This is a genomic window from Arthrobacter glacialis (assembly GCF_002909445.1).
Classification (GTDB): domain Bacteria; phylum Actinomycetota; class Actinomycetes; order Actinomycetales; family Micrococcaceae; genus Specibacter; species Specibacter glacialis.
Map to the genome: position 1 here is coordinate 61,230 of NZ_PPXC01000001.1, position 18,822 is coordinate 80,051.

The window sequence follows — 18,822 nt, forward strand, 5'->3', positions numbered from 1 at the left end:
CTGACCCAAAGCGGGAAAATGCCTTGCGTTTAGCCTAGCCTCTCAGGTCCAGGCAATTGTTTTGCGGCATTTTCACGTGCGGATGGGTTGCCATATTTTGCTCGCTAGCCACCTCCAATTGTCGTACGTAATCAATTGACGGAATCCTTGGCAGGTCAGTAGAGTTTCACCCAATTGGCCGGAAATTGTGATCCATATCATCATGGTGATGACGCCTGCTTGCAAAACACCAAGGGGAACAGTGTGAAACGTGCCTTAAAGAACGTTGCCACCGGAGCGCTGGCTCTGGCCATCATTGCCGGAAGTGGCATGGCTGCGTTGTCGCCAGCCGCGCTTCCAATGGCCCAGGCGGCTGCGACGCCTACAGGGATTCTGCCCACGCCGCAGGAAGTGAACACAACGGGCGTTTCCGTCCCGTTGACAGGCACGGTCAAGGTCGCCGTGGGCGCCACAACTGACGCCGCCGCCAAGGACCTGCTCGGCCAGGTCATCAACAAAGCAGGCGGAACCGCGTCATTCGTGGATGCCGGAACAGCCGCGGGTGCCACAGTATTTCTGGGCACCGCCGCCAACAACTCCGCCATCCCAGCGGCCCTGGCAGCTGTGGGTGCCACAAGTGCTGACGCCTTGGCGACTGACGGCTATGTGATTGCCACCGGAACCATCGCTGGCAAACCCGCACTGGTACTCAACGGTAAAGATGCCACAGGCACCTTCTACGCCGTGCAGAGCCTGAGCCAGGTGGTCGCAAACGGCTCAGCCCCGGCGATGACTGTCAAGGACTGGCCACTGATGTCCATCCGAGGCGCCATTGAAGGTTTCTATGGCATTCCCTGGTCGCATCAGGCCCGTCTGGACCAGCTGGACTTCTACGGCAAGCACAAGTTGAACACCTACATCTACACGCCCAAAGATGACAATTACCTGCGCGCCAAGTGGCGTGACCTGTACCCCGCAGCAGAACTGGCCGACCTGAAGGAACTCGTCGATGAGGCCAACGCAAACCATGTGAACTTCACTTTTGCCCTGTCTCCGGGCAACGATGTTTGCTACTCCTCCGACGCCGACTACAACTCCACGGTGGCTAAATTTGACCAGCTCCGCAGCATTGGCGTGAGCAGCTTCTACATTGCCTTGGATGACATTGATCCGTCACTGAAGTGTGCTGCCGACCTGGCAAAGTTCACCAGTTCCGGATTCAGGAAGCTCGCCGACGGACAGGCGTTCTACCTCAACCGGATTGTCAACGATTACGTCAAGGTGCACAATCTGCAGCCCCTGCAAACCGTTCCCACCAACTACAACGGTTCCGCCGAAGATCCTTACAAGGACCAGTTTGGCCTGGCCACCGATGATTCCATCCTGATCCAATGGACAGGGGAGGGCGTCTTTTCAAACACCATCACCGAGGCATCGGTGACCAAGGCTGTGGACACCTACAACGCCGAACACTTCTACATCTGGGACAACCTGCCGGTCAACGACGGCCAGCGCGGGCGCCTGTTCCTGAACCCGCTGGAAGGGCGCGATCCCAACCTGTACAAGCACATCGACGGCATCACCTCCAACCCAATGATCGAGGCCTACGCCTCCATGATCGCCCTGGCCGGGTTTGGTGACTACTCGTGGAACAGTCCCGCCTACAACGCTGCAACCACACAGTCGGCAATCATCACAGAGCTTGCCGGTGCAGAGGCTGCCGTGCGCAAGTCGCTGGAAACCTTCGTCGACTTGAACCAGAGCTGGAAGCCCTACCGCCCCAACTCCAAGACAGCCCCTGCCCTCAGTGCCGATGTAGCCGCTTTCTGGACAGCGTACGACGCCGGTAACGTGGCAGGGATGAAGTCGCTGCAGGACCGCCTGGCCACTATCAAGGCAGGCCCTGAGACATTGGCAACCATGGCCATGAAGGGCTTCTACGACGATTCCAAGCCATGGATCGACGCTGCTGCCCATTGGGCCACGGCCATGGAAGAGCAAGTCGCCATGCTGATCGCCATCAAGTCCGGAAACGGCGTTGTCGCAACGGATGCCGCATTGGAAGCCAACGCAGAAATGGCGTTGGCCAAGCGCGCGACCGTGCCCGATGTTGGTCCGAACAACATTGGCATCACACCCAACCAGATCATCCCGTCTGTGGGTGACGGCGTCTTTGAAATCTTCACCGCAGCAGCCCAGGCACGCTACAACACCTGGCTGAACCTGACCCCCGTGGCAGCAGCGAACAACTTCCCGGGGACCGCGTCTTCTTCGTTGGCAACCTACCAGCAAAACACACCCGGCAAAATGGTTGACGGCAACGCCAGCACCCTCTGGTGGTCAAGTGCCCCGCCGGTGGTCGGATCCACCGTCACCCTTGATTTGGGTGCAGTGAAGCCGGTTGGCAAGGTTTTGATCCAACAGGCCGATTCAGATTCTCAGGCCGGCGACATGATCTACAACGCACGACTAGAGTACTCCGCCGACAACAGCACATGGACCTCGGCGGGCACGTTTGCGAGCAAGCCGCGCATCGAGCAGAGCTTTGACACCCCTGTCAGCGCCCGGTACATCCGCCTGGTGGCTGCGGCTGCCAACTCCGGGGGCCAGTGGGTGAAGATTCGCGAGTTCCAAGCCTTCGAAGCCACCCAGAAGCTCACCACTAACTTGGCCGGTGCCAATGGGACTGGTCCGGCCAGTGCTTTCGATGCCACCATCAACAGTGCTTTCGAGGCAGCCACCGCACCCGTTGCCGGCGCCCACCTGACTTATGTTTTGGATACGCCTGCCGCCATGAAGTCCGTGGCGGTGGTGGGTCACATGGCGGGTGATTTGCAGGTAAAGTCCGACGACGAATGGGTCACCCTGGGTGCCCTGAACCCTGCGGTGAGCTTCCAGGAGGCTGTTCTGACGCAGGCCACCATTTCCGGAGTTCGGATCCTGTTCAAGTCCGGGGCTGGCCGGGCAGTGGGTGTCGGGCCGGTAGTTTACGAGCTGGGAGTCCGGGCCACAGGCCCTGTTGGCAGCGGGCCTTATGTTGGCGACGTGGTTGAGCCAAGCCCCACGGCGACGCCCACAGTGACGCCAAGCCCCACGACCACCCCGAGTGCGTCATCGTCGGCAACGGCTACCCCGTCGGGCACGCCGAGCGCTACCCCGTCGGGCACGCCGAGCGCTACCCCGTCGGGCACGCCGAGCGCTACCCCGTCGGGCACGCCGAGCGCTACCCCGTCGGGCACGCCGAGCGCTACCCCGTCGGGCACGCCGAGCGCTACCCCGTCGGGCACGCCGAGCGCTACCCCGTCGGGCACGCCGTCGGCTGGCATCACCTTGAGCGCTGGAACTCTGGCGCCGGGTGGGAGGCTGACAGTTAGTGGCACGGGCTTCAAGCCGGGCAGTGAGGCGAGTTTCACCCTGCATTCCACACCGGTGTTGCTGGGGACGGTCACGGCTGATGCCCAGGGTGTTGTGACCTTGAGCGTGAACCTGCCTGTGGATGTTGCGCCCGGACTGCACAGCATCGTCATTGACGGTGTGGGAGTTGACGGGACCTCCCGCCAGCTGAGCGCACCGCTGACCATCACTGGTGCGGCCACCGCTGCGGTAACCACCCCGGCTGCTGCGGATGGCTTGGCCAGTACTGGCGCCAACGCCACGATGTTGGGTGGGCTCGCCGTGTTGCTGCTCATTGCTGGTGCGGGCGTGTTCGCGGTGACCCGTCGCAGGGTGGCGAGCCACTAACAACAGCGGGCAGCGAGTCGTACCTCAGCTTGTCCGTCGGGCGGGCACCGGGATTCCCTTCGGTGCCCGCCCGGCGTCGTTAGCCCCGTTCACCGGACGCCCCGCACGAGGGCAACCGGCTACCTCGAGGAACGGGTGGGCGAACGGGTGCATTACGTCAGGTCGTGCGGAAGTATTAGTGCGCGGCATCCGGCGGGGGTAAACTGAAGCCGCAATTCAAACACGACAGGGGAGCGTCTACCCGCCTTGGGTACCGGCGCTGAGAGTGCGGTTAGCCGCAGACCCTCGAACCTGCTCCGGTTAGTACCGGCGAAGGGAGTCGAGTTCTCTTCGGCTGCGCGGAAAGTCCGCCTGCCGCCCCTCCTGCGAAGGAGGAACCATGAGTAAGTCAATCGCGAGCAAAAACGCCGCACCAAGCAATCAAAACCAGGCGGCACGCAAGTCCACATGGCGTGTTGTGGACATTGTGGTGGTGTCCGTTCTGGGTGTCGCCATCGGCGTCATTTTCTGGCTCTGGTCCGCCGGGTACGGCCTGATCAGCGCTTTCACCGTCGCCTTCCCGCCCGTTGGCGCACTGTACGGTGGCGGCTGGTTGATCGCCGGCGTCTTGGGCGGCTTGGTCATCCGCAAGCCCGGCGCAGCGCTCTACTGTGAACTGATTGCCGCCAGTGTGGAGGGGCTGCTGGGCACCCACTTCGGCTTCACCGTGCTGCTCTCCGGACTGGTCCAGGGCCTCGGTGCTGAGCTGGGCTTTGCGCTGTTCCGCTACCGCAAGTTCAACCTGCCTGTGGCCCTGCTGGCCGGAGCGCTGGCAGGCCTGGCCATGGGCATCAACGACTCCCTGGTCTGGAATGTCGCCTGGGCCATGGAGTGGAAGCTCGTCTACGTGGTCCTGGCCATGATCTCTGGCGCCATCATTGCCGGATTGGTGTCCTGGCTGGCCGTGCGCGGACTGGCACGCACGGGTGCGTTGTCCAATCTGCCTTCGCGCGGCGCCGCGATCGAACGAGCGGTCTAGGCGTGGGCTCCTGGGCGCACCGGGGGACAACTCCGGCGCGGATCAGTGCAAAGGGCTGGGGTTGGCAGCATTCGGGCCGCACCAACAAGGCCGTACATGACCTGGATCTGGAGATTGCCCCCGGGGAGCGGGTCTTGTTGCTGGGTCCCTCGGGTGCTGGCAAGTCGACACTCTTGCACGCCCTTGCTGGGGTGCTGGGGGACGATGAGGACGCCAATGAGGCCGGTGAACTGCTCATCGACGGCTATCCAGTGGCGGAATCACGCGGCCGGGCAGGGCTCATGCAGCAAGACCCCGACGCTCAGGTGGTGCTCTCGCGCATTGGTGACGACGTTGCCTTTGGTGCAGAAAACATGGCCGTCCCCCGGGATGAGATCTGGCGCCGCGTGAGCGCTTCGTTGGAGTCCGTGGGGTTGAAGCTGCCCCTGGATCATCCAAGCTCGGCCCTGTCTGGCGGGCAAAAACAGCGGCTGGGGCTCGCTGGCATGCTGGCCATGCGCCCCGGCCTGTTGTTGTTGGATGAGCCCACGGCCAATCTGGATCCTGCCGGTGTGGTGGAGGTGCGCGATGCCGTGCGCCGCAGCCTGGATGAATCCGGGGCAACCCTTGTGGTGGTTGAGCACCGGGTTTCCGTGTGGCTTGAGGTCGTGGACAGGATCATTGTCCTGGCGCCAGCCGCGCTGGGCGAGCCAGGCGGGGTGTTGTTTGACGGCCCGCCGGCCGCCGTCTTGGCGCAAAGCCGGGAACTGCTGACGGCGGCCGGGATTTGGGTGCCGGGCTACGTGCCGGCGGTCCGGCCCAGGGAAGCCTCATCCACGCACGACGCCGGGGAGCTGCTCCTGCTTGAGGCGTGCGGTCTTGGCGTCTCCCGCACCAAGGGACGGCGCAGGCACCCGGGCGTTCCAATCGCTGTGGTTCCTTCCGTGCGGGTCAGCGCCGGGCAGGCGCTGAGCGTGACGGGCCCCAACGGGGCAGGAAAATCAACACTGGCACTGACCCTGGCGGGCTTGCTGGCGCCAGCAGGCGGGCAGTTGCTGGCAACGGAGCAGCTGGCCCGCGGGGCCGGAACTGCTCCGTTGAAGTGGCGCGGGCGCCAGCTGATCAGCCGGATCGGAACGGTGTTTCAGGAACCTGAGCACCAATTTGTTACCGGCAGTGTCCGTGCGGAGCTGTTGTTTGCACCGAAACTCTTGGGGCGCGGCGGAGATTCGGTGGATGGGCTGCTGACGCGGTTGCGGCTGGACCATTTGGCCGATGCCAACCCTTTCACGCTCTCCGGCGGGGAAAAGCGGCGCCTGTCCGTGGCCACAGTGTTGGCGGCCAGCCCGCAGGTGCTGATCTTGGACGAGCCAACTTTTGGCCAAGACGCCAACACCTGGGCCGAGCTGGCATCCCTGCTGACTGAGCTGCTGGATGCGGGGACAGCCGTGATTTCCGTGACACACGATGCAGCCTTTGGTGCTGTGCTGGGTGGAGAACAGCTGGTGCTGGGCGCCCCCGAACAGATGCCGCAAGGTGCGGCCTCCCTGCTTTCAGCGGAGTCGGTGGTGCAGCGATGAGCGTCGACATCATCGCCACGCCCCGCTCCACGGCGTGGTTGGCCCGTGCCAACCCGCTGGCGAAGCTGGGCGCCGGCATGGCGCTCACAGTGGTTCTGCTGGTCAGCGTTGACTGGGTCTCGGCAACCGTTGCCCTGGTGCTTGAATGCATGCTCCTGCCGTTGGCTGGACTGAGCGCGCGCATGCTGTTGCTGCGCGGCTGGCCCATTCTGGTGGCAGCAGTGGTGGGCGGCTACGGGACGGCCCTGCTGGCGCCCAAAACCGGTGAGCTTTTGTTGGAGTGGGGGCCCGTGACCTTTACCAGCGGGTCGCTGGAAGCCGGGGTGGCCATTGCCCTGCGTGGTTTGGCCATCGCCTTGCCGGGAATCATTGTGCTGGCTTCCACCGATCCCACGGATCTGGCCGACGCGTTGGCGCAAAAACTCAGGCTGCCGCACCGTTTTGTCCTTGGGGCGCTGGCGGCCATGCGGCTGGTGGGTTTGTTGGTCGCGGAATGGCAAACTCTCGGCATGGCGCGCCGTGCCCGCGGGGTGGGCGGTGAGCCCGGGCTGTTCCGTGGCGTCAAGGCCCAGCTGGGTCAGGCCATGGCGTTGCTGGTGCAGGCCGTGCGCCGGGCGTCACGGCTGGCTGTCACCATGGAGGCCAAGGGTTTCGGGGCAGGTCCGCGCACCTGGGCCCGTGAATCATCGTTCGCCCGTCATGACCTGTGGGTTGTCGCTGGGGGGCTGGTGATCGCAGCCGTATCGGTGAGCGCAGCCGTGCTGCTGGGCAGCTGGAATCCCGTGTTTGGCTAGCGAGACAGCAACCGGCCCGCCCTTGGCGCCTTGAGGCGTGCAGGGCGGGCCTTTCCTTTGCCGGTGTGATCGCCGCCAGGAAACAGCCGGACACATACTGTGGAAGCGTCTGGGTGGCTGGGATACTGGGGGCATGACGATCGCACGCAGCACCAAGCTCACCATTGTCGGCGCCGGCAGCGTCGGCACGTCGCTGGCCTATGCCGCCCTCATTCGAGGTTCCGCACGCGAGGTTGTCTTGTATGACATCGCCACGGCCAAGGTGGAGGCCGAAGTCCTTGACCTAGCCCACGGCACCCCCTTTGTGGGTGCCCCGCGCATCACGGGCGGAAGTGACATTGAGCTGGTGGCCGATTCCGACGTCGTGGTCATCACGGCCGGGGCCAAGCAGGAGCCTGGCCAGACCCGGCTTGAGCTGGCGGGCGTCAACGTGGCAATCCTGGAGAAGATGCTGCCGCAACTGGTGGCCCTGGCACCCAATGCCGTGTTCATCCTGGTGACGAACCCGTGCGATGTGCTCACGGCAGTAGCCGAGCGCATCACGGATCTGCCGCACGGGCGCATCTTCAGCACGGGCACAGTGCTTGATTCCGCCCGGCTGCGCTGGCTCGTGGCAGAGGCTGCGCAGGTGGCGCCGCAAAGCGTGCATGCGCTGATCGTCGGCGAGCACGGCGACACGGAATTCCCCTTGTGGTCCACCGCGACCATCGGCCAGACCCCGCTACCGGAATGGACCGACTCCTCCGGGTCCCTGCTGTTTCCCCGTGAACGGCTCGAATCACTCACCCACGACGTGGTCCATGCCGCCTACAAGGTCATCGCCGGCAAGGGTGCCACGAACTATGCGATCGGGCTCTCGGGTGCCCGCATTGTCGAGGCCGTTTTGCAGGACGAGCGGAGCATCCTTCCCGTCTCGAGCGTGCTGCACGGCTACCGGGGGATCGACGGCGTGGCCCTGAGTGTGCCGTCGATCGTTGGCGCTGGCGGCGTGCAGCGTGTGCTCGACACGCACATGGACCATAGGGAGGAAGCCCAGCTCCAGCACTCGGCCGAGACCCTGGCCGCTTCCATCGCCTTGTTCAGCTAGGGCGGAGTTCATCTGGGTCCCGCGAAAGGTGCCACCGAGGCCGAGCGGGGCTAGCCGATTGGCTCAAAGTTGCTGGGTGTTTTGGTACGTGCGGCCGAGGTCGGGGTACCGTTGAGTGTGACGCCGACTTCCGCGGCCGCGCTCACTTAAGGATTATCGCATGTAACGGTTAATTTTGACCGTTTTTCGCACAAACTGCCCATTGGGTCACAAATGTCAAGTAAAATATGCATCCTGTGATATAAAAGTTGTTATGACTCAAATGGCTGCAGCAACAGTTGGCGTATTGGTGCGCGATGCCCGCACCGAAAAAGGCTGGACCCAAGGTGAATTGGCGTCCCAGTTGGGCACCAGCCAAAGTGCTGTCGCCAGGATGGAACAAGGCAAACAAAACCTGAGTCTGCGGATGATCCAGCGGATGGAAGCACTGTTGGAGGCCAACCTCTTCAGCGTGGGAGCCACCACCAAGAACGCTGTCACGCACCTGCGTGTGCACGGGGAGCGCCAACTTTCCGGAAGCGTCCAGGTCAACACCAGCAAGAACGCCGGCGTTGCCCTGCTCTGCGCCAGCTTGCTGAACCGCGGCACCACCACCTTGCGTCGCCTGGCCCGCATTGAAGAGGTCAACCGCATTGTTGAACTGTTGACATCCATTGGTGTTGAGTGCACCTGGATGGAAGACAACGACCTCCAGATTCGCCGGCCCGCCGTGTTGGACCTTGCCTCCATGGACATCGCTGCAGCCAAACGCACCCGCAGCGTCATCATGTTGCTGGGCCCCCTCCTTGATGAGCAGGAATCCTACCGGATTCCCTACGCCGGCGGCTGCGACCTGGGCACACGCACAGTGGAACCGCACATGCAGGCACTGCGCGAATTTGGCCTCACAGTCATAGCCCATGACGGTTTCTACCAGGTCCACGCCCCTGTGAGTGATGCCCTGGACAGGACATTTGTGCTGACGGAACGTGGCGACACGGTCACCGAAAACGCCATTATGGCCGCCGCGCACCGCGAAGGCAAAACAATCATTCGCAACGCCAGCCCCAACTACATGGTGCAGGACCTTTGCTTCTACCTGCAGGGCCTGGGCGTCACGGTGGAAGGTGTTGGCTCAACAACACTGACCATCACCGGCAAGTCCCGCATTGACGTGGATATTGAATACGCGCCGTCTGAGGACCCCATCGAGGCCATGAGCCTGATTACGGCCGGCATCGTCACCAAGTCTGAAGTCACCGTGACACGGGTTCCCATTGAGTTCATGGAAATTGAACTGAAGGTGTTGGAGCAAATGGGCTTCAAGTACCTCAAGTCCGCCGAGTACGTGGCCCGCAACGGCAAGACCCGCCTGGTGGACATCACCACGCTGCCGTCCGAGTTGAAGGCGGCGCCGGACAAGATCCACCCCATGCCCTTCCCGGGCCTGAACATTGACAACTTGCCGTTCTTCGCCGTGATTGCCTCCTGCGCGGAGGGCACCACGCTCATCCACGACTGGGTGTATGAGGGCCGGGCCATCTACCTGACGGAACTCAACCGCCTCGGTGCCGGCGTTCGCCTGCTGGACCCGCACCGAATCGACATCACCGGCCCCACGGCCTGGCGTGCAGCGGAAATTGGCTGCCCCCCGGCACTGCGCCCGGCCGCCTGCATCCTCCTGGCAATGCTCGCCGCCAAGGGCACCTCCGAGCTGCGCAACATTTACGTGATTGAGCGCGGCTACGAGGACCTGGCCGAACGCCTCAACACCATTGGCGCGGAGATCGAGTACTTCCAAGACTAGAAACGCCGGACTTTCGGGCCGCCGCGCCCGTCCGAACGGGCGCGAAAACGGGAGACGGGCGCGGCCACAATTTTTTTTAACGCACGACGGTGGTTCCGCTAGGCTCAGCAACATGTTTCCTTGGACTAAACGCGATGCCGCAGCACCCCTTCCGCCCGCCGCCATCCCGCGGGACGGCGGAATCCCGTGGCAGGGTGCTGGGTTGACGGCCACCGATGTGGACCTGCCGCGCGGGCGCAAAGGCACCAAGCTGATGCACTGCGTGCAGCTGACCACGAGCGACCTCACCGTGACCATGCTTCACGCGGAAATCCTCGAACTGCTCGACGGGCGGATCAGCATGGTCGATCCGATGGGGGCCAGCCCGGATGTCTTCCTGTGCAACGCGGTGGGGGTTGATGCTGCGGCGACGGCCGGTAGGGCCTCCGAGGCCGGAAAATGGATGGCAGTATTTCCCGCGGACGCGCTGGCGCTGATGGTTGTCCCCGTGAGCGAACCGCCGGCCGCCGTCATGTCCGGATCCGACGTGGCCAGCTTCTCCGCATGGGCGCGCAAGCTCGCTAAATAGCGGACAACGCCTGCGCCAGATCAGCCTTCAAGTCTTCCACATCCTCCAGACCCACTGACAAGCGCAGGAAGCCGTTGCGCAGGCCAATGGCCGCACGGGCCTCCGCGCCCATGGCGCGGTGGGTTGTTGTGGCAGGGTGGGTGATCAGGGATTTGGCGTCGCCCAAATTATTGGAAATGTCAATGATTTGCAGGGCATTGAGCAGGGCAAACGCTGCATCCTTGGTGGTTCCGGTGCCCGGCTGCGCCAGTTCAAACGTCAGCACCGTGCCGCCGGCCTTCATCTGCTTCTTAGCCAGCTCGTACTGTGGGTGGGACGGCAGATGCGGGTACAGCACGAGACTAACTTGTGGCTGGGCCTCAAGGAACTCGCCCAGGGCCAGGGCGTTGTTGCACGAATGCGTGACGCGCAGGTTCATGGTTTCCAAGCCCTTGGTCAGGACCCACGCGTTGAACGCCGACAAGGCGGGGCCCGTGTGCCGCATCAAGTTCTTGACGGGACCGTCAATGAACTCCTTGCTGCCCAGGATGGCGCCGCCCAGAACACGCCCCTGACCGTCAATGTGCTTGGTGCCGGAGTACACAATGATGTCCGCACCAAAATCGCCACATCGCTGCAGCAGGGGGGTGGCAAACACGTTGTCGGCCACCACCTGCGCGCCCGCGGCATGGGCCAGGTCGCACACCGCCTGTATGTCAATGATTTCCTGCATGGGGTTCGACGGGGACTCAAAGAACACGGCAGTGGTCGGCACCGAAAGGGCCTCGCGCCACTGATCCAGATCCGGTCCGTCCACGAACACCGTTTCCACGCCCCACCGCGGCAGCAACTCGTTCAAGATGACAAAGCAGGAGCCAAAGAGTGATCGTGAGGCAACCACCCTGTCCCCGGCCGCCAGCAAGGCACCCAAGGCAGTGAAAACGGCGGACATGCCCGAGGCCGTGGCAAAGCAGGCCTCCTTGCCCTCGAGCAGGCGCAGGCGTTCCTGGAAGGTTGCCACGGACGGGTTGCCGTAGCGGGAGTACACGAACCGGTCCGCCTCGCCGGTGAAGGCCTGTTCGGCGGCCTCAGCCGATTCGTACACGAACCCTGAATTCAGGAACAAGGCCTCGGAGGTTTCGGAGAAATTGCTGCGGTCAAGCCCGCCGCGCACGGCCTGGGTGTCCTGCGCCCAGGTGGCGGCGTGCTCGTTAAAGTTACTCAATGACTTACCCTATTTCGCTGGTGGTGCGGTCCTGACTGACTGACTGACTGACTGACTTACGGCGGCGGCGCGGGGCGCTGCGTTGCTAGCGCCAGGGCAGGCTGCGGTTCTTCCAGCCGTTGATGACCCGCTCGCCGTAGCTGTCCGGCTCACCCTCAAAGCCCTCCAGGACGTTATAGGCCGTGTACCCGGCAGCCGTGGCGGCGTGGGCCGCGGCGATGGAACGGGCGCCGGAGCGGCACAACACCACCAGCGGCTTTTCCGTGGGCACTGCCGCCAATAGCTGCGCCAGAAAGTCAGGGTTGCTGTGTCCGCTGGCCAGGTTCCATTGGATGAAGACAGGCTCAGTGTTCAGTGCCGAGGTGTCTGGAACGCCAATGTGCGCCCATTCTCCCTCGGTGCGCACATCAAGGAGTGCCGCGCCTGCTGCCAGGTGTTCCCAAGCCGTGGCCGGGGCAAGGTCTCCTGCGTAGCTCATGCGATGCCCTCGCCGTCGAACTCCAGCTCAGCATCGAGCTCATCCACGGCCGTGGCAACTGCTGCGTCACTGGCGGCAATGGCCTGTGGGAGGATCAATGCTTGGGCACAGATGACGCTGGTCCCGTTGAAGGTTACGGCCGGTCCTCCGTGGAGCACGTAGCCTTCGGCCAGAGCTTCTGAAATGCGCTCACAAAAAGACTTGTCATCGGGGCCGGTGATGAGCCGGTAGGCCAGGGGGGATTCGTCCGCGGACATGTGTTCTCCTCATTGCAAGAAAGCGCTAAATCTGCAAGCGGGAGACTGCGCTTAACGAGGGTTGGCTGATAAGCACGCAATAAGACGTTCACGCTTGCAAACCTGTGGCTTGGGTAGCTGGGTTTGCCAAGTATTCACCTGAGGCACCCCGCCGGAAAGAGGGTTGCCGGCCAGCGAGTCAGGGCTTGACGCTGGCACTCATTACTTACTTGAAAAAATAGCACATGAGCCGTGCAGCGGGCCCAAGAATGTGTCAGTGTGGCTCAACATGACGGGCGCGTTGCAACACGGCAACCCCGCCAAGTGGCAAGATAAACGCATGACCTTGACCCGCGCCTTTGCCGCAGTCCGCTTCCTGTTCGGTGCCGTAACGCTTATTGCCGTGGGAACCCAACTGGGTATTCACATCAGCAATGGCTTCCCAGTGCTGAACTTCTTCAGCTACTTCACCAATCTTGGCAACATTTTTGCTGCGGTGGTGCTGTTGGTGGAGTCGGTGCTGACGTGGCGTGGCAAGGAGCTGGGGCCGCTGTGGCAGGTTTTGCGCTGCGTTTCAGTGGTTGCCATGGCGCTGGTGGGTATGGTGTTCAGCGCGTTGTTGCGTGATGTGGACCTTGGCTCGCTGCTCCCGTGGATCAACACCTGGCTGCACTACGTTATGCCGGTGGTAGTGGTGGCAGACTGGCTCATCCAGTCCCCCCGCAAGCCCCTTTCGCTGCGCAGCCTCTGGATCGCCGTGTTTTTCCCCTTGGCCTATTTGGCCTACTCGCTGGTCCGCGGTGCCATCACCGGCTGGTATGCCTACCCGTTCCTGAATCCGGCCAACGGCGGCTACGGCGCCGTGGCCATCACCTGCCTGTTCATTGCCGTGGCGTTCATTGCGACGACTATTGTGTTGATCCTGTTGGCCAACAAGTTCCGTCCACTGGTGCCTGTTCAGTGGGAGTCAGACAGCGTAGCCGCCTAACCGCATAGTCTCCTACAGCGTTGTGGCCAACAGTGCGCTGAGTTCGGCGCTGAGCTGCGCCCGGTTGGCCGCCGTGCCGATCTCCACACCGTCAATGGTGTTCACGGGGGCCAGCAGCCGCAAGCTGGAAATGAGCCAGACGGCGTCAGCGTCCAGCAAGTCCGCCGGGGTGACTGGGCCGTAGCCCAGTTCCCAACCAGCCTCCTTGGCCGCTGCAAAGAGCGCTCCCTGAGTGGTGCCGGGCAAAATTCCGGTATCCAGATGGGGTGTGATGAGCCGCTTCACCGGGACACCTGAATCATCCGAGATGTGTGCCAACAGAACTGACGACGTGGGTCCCTCCAGTACCAGCTGGTCACCACTGGTGAAGATCACGTCATCGGCCCCCTGGCTGTGGGCGTGGCGCAGGGCGGCCATGTTCACCGCGTAGGAAAGGGTTTTCGCGCCTAAAAGCAGCCACGGCGCCCGCGCGGCAATGTCGCTGTCATAGCCGCGCTCCAACAAGATCACCGACAGTCCGGCGTCGCGCTGCTTGGCCAAGGCCAGTGAGACGGCTGAGACCTGCACCCAGGCGGTGGGGGTGTTGCCGCCTTCGGGGCCGCGGGTGGCAATCAACTTCACCACTGCCTGCCCCTCGGCAGCCGAGCCGCCGGCGTAAGCCGTGAGCGCCGTCGTAATGGCTGCCAGCCAAACCTCCGCCGCCGGAATCCCCAGATCCATGGTCAGTGCCGAACCCGCCAGCCGGTCAAGGTGGGCCTGGACTTTGCGGGGGACACCATTGATGGCGAGCAGGGATTCAAAAATCCCGTCCCCCCGCGTCACGCCTTGATCCGTAGCCAAAATGGTGGGGGATGAGGCGTCGGCCAGCCGGCCAGCGGGGTGAACGGGATCCAGAAATACCAAAACTGTCATGCAGTAGAGCTTAGCTGGCCTGCAGGATCGCCTTGCCAAAGGTGAATGCGCGGACCAGGCCAACAATGCCCAGGATGATCAGCATGATGGCGCTCATGAGCAGCAGCCACTGCGCGGTCCAGACCGGAACAACCAGCACCACAATGCCCGCAAGAACGCTCAGAATACCAAAGACAATGGCCCAGGTGCGGGTGGATCCCCTGCCGGCTTCGGCGATGGCCACAATGCCTTCAATGATCCAGCCGATGCCCATGAAGATGACCGTGAACAGCAGGAGAGCTTCGCCGCTGGCCGCTGAATTGCGCAGGATAATGACGCCTGCAACCAGAACTAGCAGGCCCAGAACCACATCCAGGATGCGCAAGCCGGTGGAGAGGCCGTGGCTGAAAATACCCAACGCCACCCTCACGCCGCCGGCAATGAGGAAGTTGATACCCAGGAAGATGGCAATAACGGCCAGGGTTTTAGTGGGCCAGAACAGCAGGACAATGCCCAGGATCAATGCCACAGCGCCGCTGATGGCAAAGGCCATGCGCAGGCCTTTGACGGCTTGTTGCGTTAGTTTGAGTGGGTCGAGGGCAAAAATGTCGACGGAGACTTCAGGCTGGCTGGAGTTGCTCATAGTTGAACTTCTTTCTGCAAAGTTTCAAAACGCGGATGGAAAATTACGCCCAGCATAGCCTCAGCAGGTTACCCAACGGGTCAGGAACTGCCCAGACACGAACTACCGTTAGGCTATTGTCACTTGGCTTAGGAACGAGCTTACGAAATCTGGGAGGCCCGCATGATCTGGACGGCGTTTAGTCTGCCAGCAGTGAGTCCTTGGGTTTCCGCGCTGCTTTTGTTGGTGGATTTGGCCATCCGTATTGTGGTGCTTGGCGTTATTCCCGGCAACCGGCGCCCCACAACTGCCATGGCATGGCTGCTATGTATTTTCTTCCTGCCCTATATTGGCTTGATCCTGTTCCTCATGTTCGGCAACTTCAGGCTCTCACGACGCCGGCGAGAGACCCAGGACGCCGTCAACCTGCGGATTCTGGAAGGAACCGCGGACATTGCGGCCCAGGTTCCCGAATATGAGGGCCCTGCGTGGGTGAAATCCGCCATGGAACTGAACCGCAACTTGGGTTATTTCCCGGTGTTGGGGGGCAACTCCGTTGAGCTGATTGAGGGGTACCAGGAGTCTCTGGATGCCATGGCTGATGAGGTCAGCCGGGCCACGGACTACGTTAACGCAGAGTTTTACATCATGAGCTCGGATGACTGCACCGACAGGCTCTTTAGGGAGCTCGAGGCGGCGGCGGAGCGTGGTGTGCGTGTCCGCGTGCTCTTTGACCATATTGGCTCCTTGCGGGTGCCCGGCTACGGGGACATGATTAAGCGCCTCAAGGCCAGCTCGATCCAGTGGCGGCGCATGCTGCCGCTCCTGCCCGTCAAGGGCCAATGGCGCCGACCGGATCTGCGCAACCACCGAAAGATTCTTGTGGTGGATGGGCGCGTTGGCTTCACCGGCTCCCAAAACGTTATTGAGCCGTCCTACCGGAACAAGAAAAACCACAAGATTGGACGCAAGTGGGTGGAGCTCATGTCCCGTCTGGAGGGACCCATCGTGGGCACCCTGAACATCATGTTCGCCACCGACTGGTCATCCGAGACCGAGGAAAATCTTGAGTCGCAGCTGGCCACCCACCATTGGGAATCCTTTTCCGGCGGTTCTCTGTGTCAGGTGGTGCCCAGTGGTCCGGGGTTCGTCACCGAGAACAACTTGCGCCTGTTCAACACCCTGCTGTACTCGGCCAAGGACTGCATCACCATTTCCAGCCCCTACTTTGTGCCCGACGATTCACTGCTCTACGCCATCACCACGGCCGCCCAGCGCGGGGTGCTGGTGGAACTGTTTGTCTCCGAGCAGGGCGACCAGTTCCTGGTTCACCACGCCCAACGCTCCTACTATGAGGCGCTGCTGAAGGCTGGCGTGCGGATCTACCTGTACCCCAAGCCGCTGGTGTTGCACGCCAAGCACTTCACCGTGGACTCCGACGTTGCCGTCATTGGCTCCTCCAACATGGACATGCGCAGCTTCTCCCTCAACCTTGAAGTCACCGTCATGATGATTGACCGCGAGGTGGTCCAGCAGATGCACACCGTGGAAGACCACTACCGGGCCATCTCGCGTGAGCTGAACTTGGAGGAATGGGTCAACCGGCCCGTCCTGGCCCGCTACGTGGACAACGTGGCACGCCTGACCGCCACCCTCCAGTAACGCGTCTTACGCGGCGGCGGAGCCGGCATTTTTTGTAGGCGACGTAGAGGAGACCCGCAGGCCGCCCGCGGCCGAGGAGTCGGATAGTCGCCGGAAAAATGGCGGGCCGTCGCCGGTTACGCCGGGAACTCTGAGCCCAGGGTGGACAGGACGCCGAAGGCTTTGGCTTGGATCTCCTGCCATTCGGCCTCGTCGTCTGAGTCGGCCGTGATGGCGCCGCCGACCCCCAGCGTAAAGTGCGTGCCGCCGTCGTGCGTATCTGTGAGGACCAGCGTGCGGATCACCACTGAGAGGTCCATGGCGGCATTGAGGGAGAAGTAGCCCAACGCGCCGGAGTAAATGCCACGCGGCCCGGCCTCAAGCGAGTCGAGAATGGCCATGGTGCTGATTTTTGGCGCACCCGTCATGGACCCGGCCGGGAAGGCGGCGGCCACGGCAGCAGCACGCGAACTGCCCGGGATCAGCTGCGCCTCAATGGTGCTGACCATTTGATGCACCGTGGCGTAACTTTCAATGGCGCACAGGCGCGGCACCATCAAGGTGTGCGGCAGGGCAAAGCGGGAGAGATCGTTGCGTAACAGGTCAACAATCATCACGTTCTCCGCCCTGTCCTTGAGGGAGGTGGCCAAATCCGCCTTGAGGGCAGCATCCACGGCAGGGTCCAGGTCGCGGCGCCGCGTGCCCTTGATGGGTTCGGCGCGCATCAGTCCGGCGGCGTCAAAACGCAAGAAGCGTTCCGGTGAGGTGCTGCAAACGCTGATCGAGTCCAAACGCATGAACGCCGCAAAGGGGGCTGGGCTGCGCGTGCGCAGGGCCGTGTAGGCCGCCCAGGCATCCACTTTCTCGGGCGTGTGCGCTGTCAATTGCGTGGTCAGGCAAACCTCGTAGGAATTGCCGTCGTGGATTTGCGCCTTGGCCGCGGCGATCATGTCCTTGTAGCGGCGCTCGCCGTCACGGGCCACGAAGCGGGGCGCGGTGGTGGGAGTGGGTGCTACCCCGGCGGTCCCATGCTGTGGGGAGGGAGCGGTGGTCCGCACCGCATGGCGAACCAATGCCACGTAGTTGGCGGCTTCCTCGGTGGACGCTGGGTGGTGGGCTGCCGTCAGGGTCAAAACGTAGAGGCACTTTTCTTCATGGTCAAGCACCACTGCCCGGCCGGCAAACAGCAATGCGGCAGTGGGCAGGTCTGCGGCGTTTCCGGCCCGCGGTGTCGTGTCCGTTCCGCCTGTTTCGGCCTTGAGCTCGTAACCCAAATAGCCCAGCCACCCCAGGGTGAAATCGCCGGGGTAGTGCTGGGGTGCGCGGACTGCCTTGCGGCCCCAGACGGAGTCCAGCCAGTGGAAGAAGGTGCCGCGAATGCGGGTGGTCACCTGCCCGCAGCTAACTGTTGTCAGGCCCTGGTGGTAGCGGGCCAGCTGGCCAAAACAGCCGGAGTCATCGGCCATGATGGAAAACCGGGCCCGGTTGGGTTGCGCTGCCGAAATGCCACCGCTTTCCGCGATGGAGCTGTCCAGCCAGACGGCGTTGGTGGAACTCCCGTACAGGGCCTGGAACAGATCTGCGCCGGTCGGCAGCGCATCGATGCGCACGGCCGAAAAATCCAAGCCCCGGCGGCGTGCCAGTTCCGGGCTCAGGACATGTTCCAAGGCAGGCAACTGGGTCAGTGCGTCAAGGACAAATTCCGGGGCGCGGGCCACGCCGTGGGTGCCGTCCACCACCACGTCGGCCCTCGCAGCGCTGCCAGAATCGCTGAGTAGGAGTTCCTCCTGGGCGGCCCAACTATCCCAAAAAGGTGCGTACGTCTCGCCGTCACGGGCCAGGGCCCGCTGCTTGCGGACATGGCTGGGAGCATCCACCCAAATCACGGCATCCAGGAATTTCCCGGCCCGGCCCAGTGAAGATCCCACACCCTCCACAAGCACCACGTGGGCAAGCTCGGTGGTGCGGGTAGCGCCGCTATTCTTGGCTTCCCAATCCCATGCCGTCCACGTGGCCGGGGAGCCCTGGCTCAGGGGGGCCAGCACCTGGTCAATGTAGCGTTCAACCCCGCCGACCAGGCCATCCCAGCCGGGGTAAATATCTTCCAGATGAAACAGGGAGACCGTGCGGTGACGGCGCAGCATGGCCGCCAATTCCACCGCAACAGTGGTCTTTCCGGCACCGGAGCGGCCGTCGACGGCGATGATGACGGGCCGTTGCGTGGGCCCAC

General features: G+C 62.8%; 15 protein-coding genes and 2 riboswitches. Of the genes, 9 read left to right on the top strand and 6 right to left on the bottom strand.

Going from position 1 to position 18,822, the window contains the following annotated elements; all coding sequences use genetic code 11:
* The first annotated feature begins 243 nt into the window (after positions 1-243).
* The 7 genes from CVS27_RS21000 (at position 244) to CVS27_RS00330 (ending at position 10,532) form a co-directional block, all read left to right on the top strand.
* A complete protein-coding gene (locus tag CVS27_RS21000) occupies positions 244-3,720 on the top strand; it encodes a glycoside hydrolase family 84 protein (RefSeq protein WP_133162840.1) in 3,477 nt (1,158 codons plus the stop codon).
* Positions 3,721-3,937: 217 nt separating this feature from the next.
* A riboswitch (TPP riboswitch) is annotated at positions 3,938-4,055 on the top strand.
* A gap of 44 nt (positions 4,056-4,099) precedes the next feature.
* The gene (locus tag CVS27_RS00305) at positions 4,100-4,738 is read left to right on the top strand and encodes an ECF transporter S component (protein WP_103463753.1); all 639 of its coding nucleotides are present in this window, start codon (positions 4,100-4,102) and stop codon (positions 4,736-4,738) included.
* Between the two features lie 2 nt (positions 4,739-4,740).
* A complete protein-coding gene (locus CVS27_RS00310; protein ID WP_103463754.1) occupies positions 4,741-6,297 on the top strand; it encodes an ABC transporter ATP-binding protein in 1,557 nt (518 codons plus the stop codon).
* On the top strand, positions 6,294-7,091 hold the full coding sequence (locus CVS27_RS00315; protein ID WP_103463755.1) for an energy-coupling factor transporter transmembrane component T family protein: 798 nt from the start codon (positions 6,294-6,296) through the stop codon (positions 7,089-7,091). The genes CVS27_RS00310 and CVS27_RS00315 overlap by 4 nt, the downstream gene beginning before the upstream one ends.
* A gap of 133 nt (positions 7,092-7,224) precedes the next feature.
* Positions 7,225-8,178 carry an L-lactate dehydrogenase gene (locus tag CVS27_RS00320; RefSeq protein WP_103463756.1) on the top strand — a complete coding sequence of 318 codons (954 nt, stop codon included), beginning with the start codon at positions 7,225-7,227 and terminating at the stop codon, positions 8,176-8,178.
* Between the two features lie 253 nt (positions 8,179-8,431).
* Positions 8,432-9,964, top strand: coding sequence for a UDP-N-acetylglucosamine 1-carboxyvinyltransferase (locus CVS27_RS00325; RefSeq protein WP_103463757.1), 1,533 nt, complete (start codon positions 8,432-8,434; stop codon positions 9,962-9,964).
* A 112-nt stretch (positions 9,965-10,076) separates the two neighbouring features.
* Positions 10,077-10,532 carry a hypothetical protein gene (locus tag CVS27_RS00330; protein ID WP_103463758.1) on the top strand — a complete coding sequence of 152 codons (456 nt, stop codon included), beginning with the start codon at positions 10,077-10,079 and terminating at the stop codon, positions 10,530-10,532.
* Here CVS27_RS00330 and CVS27_RS00335 read toward each other — a convergent pair.
* The 3 genes from CVS27_RS00335 to CVS27_RS00345 form a co-directional block, all read right to left on the bottom strand.
* On the bottom strand, positions 10,525-11,736 hold the full coding sequence (locus tag CVS27_RS00335; RefSeq protein WP_103463759.1) for an O-succinylhomoserine sulfhydrylase: 1,212 nt from the start codon (positions 11,734-11,736) through the stop codon (positions 10,525-10,527). The two genes, CVS27_RS00330 and CVS27_RS00335, sit on opposite strands and share 8 nt — an antisense overlap.
* Before the next feature lie 85 nt (positions 11,737-11,821).
* The gene (locus tag CVS27_RS00340) at positions 11,822-12,214 is read right to left on the bottom strand and encodes a rhodanese-like domain-containing protein (RefSeq protein WP_103463760.1); all 393 of its coding nucleotides are present in this window, start codon (positions 12,212-12,214) and stop codon (positions 11,822-11,824) included.
* Positions 12,211-12,471, bottom strand: coding sequence for a DUF1737 domain-containing protein (locus tag CVS27_RS00345; protein ID WP_103463761.1), 261 nt, complete (start codon positions 12,469-12,471; stop codon positions 12,211-12,213). Before CVS27_RS00345 ends, CVS27_RS00340 begins: the two co-directional genes overlap by 4 nt.
* An 85-nt stretch (positions 12,472-12,556) precedes the next feature.
* Positions 12,557-12,677: riboswitch (SAM riboswitch) on the bottom strand.
* Positions 12,678-12,790: 113 nt separating this feature from the next.
* Between CVS27_RS00345 and CVS27_RS00350 the strand changes: the two genes are divergently transcribed.
* On the top strand, positions 12,791-13,438 hold the full coding sequence (locus CVS27_RS00350) for a Pr6Pr family membrane protein (protein ID WP_133159017.1): 648 nt from the start codon (positions 12,791-12,793) through the stop codon (positions 13,436-13,438).
* Between the two features lie 12 nt (positions 13,439-13,450).
* Here the strand turns inward: CVS27_RS00350 and CVS27_RS00355 are convergent, their stop codons facing one another.
* A complete protein-coding gene (locus CVS27_RS00355) occupies positions 13,451-14,350 on the bottom strand; it encodes an aminodeoxychorismate lyase (RefSeq protein ID WP_103463763.1) in 900 nt (299 codons plus the stop codon).
* Positions 14,351-14,360: 10 nt separating this feature from the next.
* Positions 14,361-14,972, bottom strand: coding sequence for an HdeD family acid-resistance protein (locus CVS27_RS00360; protein ID WP_103463764.1), 612 nt, complete (start codon positions 14,970-14,972; stop codon positions 14,361-14,363).
* Between the two features lie 162 nt (positions 14,973-15,134).
* Here CVS27_RS00360 and cls point away from each other — a divergent pair, with 162 nt between their 5' ends.
* Positions 15,135-16,613 (top strand): cardiolipin synthase, encoded by a 1,479-nt coding sequence (gene cls / locus CVS27_RS00365; RefSeq protein WP_103463765.1) that lies wholly within the window; start codon positions 15,135-15,137, stop codon positions 16,611-16,613.
* A gap of 116 nt (positions 16,614-16,729) precedes the next feature.
* Here cls and CVS27_RS00370 read toward each other — a convergent pair whose 3' ends face one another.
* Positions 16,730-18,751 (bottom strand): chorismate-binding protein, encoded by a 2,022-nt coding sequence (locus CVS27_RS00370; protein ID WP_243399997.1) that lies wholly within the window; start codon positions 18,749-18,751, stop codon positions 16,730-16,732.
* Positions 18,752-18,822: the final 71 nt, after the last annotated feature.

Coding starts and splice junctions, on each gene's coding strand:
- CVS27_RS00305 (WP_103463753.1), top strand. CDS start 4,100: ATGAGTAAGTCAATCGCGAGCAAAAACGCCGCACCAAGCAATCAAAAC.
- CVS27_RS00315 (WP_103463755.1), top strand. CDS start 6,294: ATGAGCGTCGACATCATCGCCACGCCCCGCTCCACGGCGTGGTTGGCC.
- CVS27_RS00320 (WP_103463756.1), top strand. CDS start 7,225: ATGACGATCGCACGCAGCACCAAGCTCACCATTGTCGGCGCCGGCAGC.
- CVS27_RS00325 (WP_103463757.1), top strand. CDS start 8,432: ATGACTCAAATGGCTGCAGCAACAGTTGGCGTATTGGTGCGCGATGCC.
- CVS27_RS00330 (WP_103463758.1), top strand. CDS start 10,077: ATGTTTCCTTGGACTAAACGCGATGCCGCAGCACCCCTTCCGCCCGCC.
- CVS27_RS00340 (WP_103463760.1), bottom strand. CDS start 12,214: ATGAGCTACGCAGGAGACCTTGCCCCGGCCACGGCTTGGGAACACCTG.
- CVS27_RS00345 (WP_103463761.1), bottom strand. CDS start 12,471: ATGTCCGCGGACGAATCCCCCCTGGCCTACCGGCTCATCACCGGCCCC.
- CVS27_RS00350 (WP_133159017.1), top strand. CDS start 12,791: ATGACCTTGACCCGCGCCTTTGCCGCAGTCCGCTTCCTGTTCGGTGCC.
- CVS27_RS00355 (WP_103463763.1), bottom strand. CDS start 14,350: ATGACAGTTTTGGTATTTCTGGATCCCGTTCACCCCGCTGGCCGGCTG.
- CVS27_RS00360 (WP_103463764.1), bottom strand. CDS start 14,972: ATGAGCAACTCCAGCCAGCCTGAAGTCTCCGTCGACATTTTTGCCCTC.
- cls (WP_103463765.1), top strand. CDS start 15,135: ATGATCTGGACGGCGTTTAGTCTGCCAGCAGTGAGTCCTTGGGTTTCC.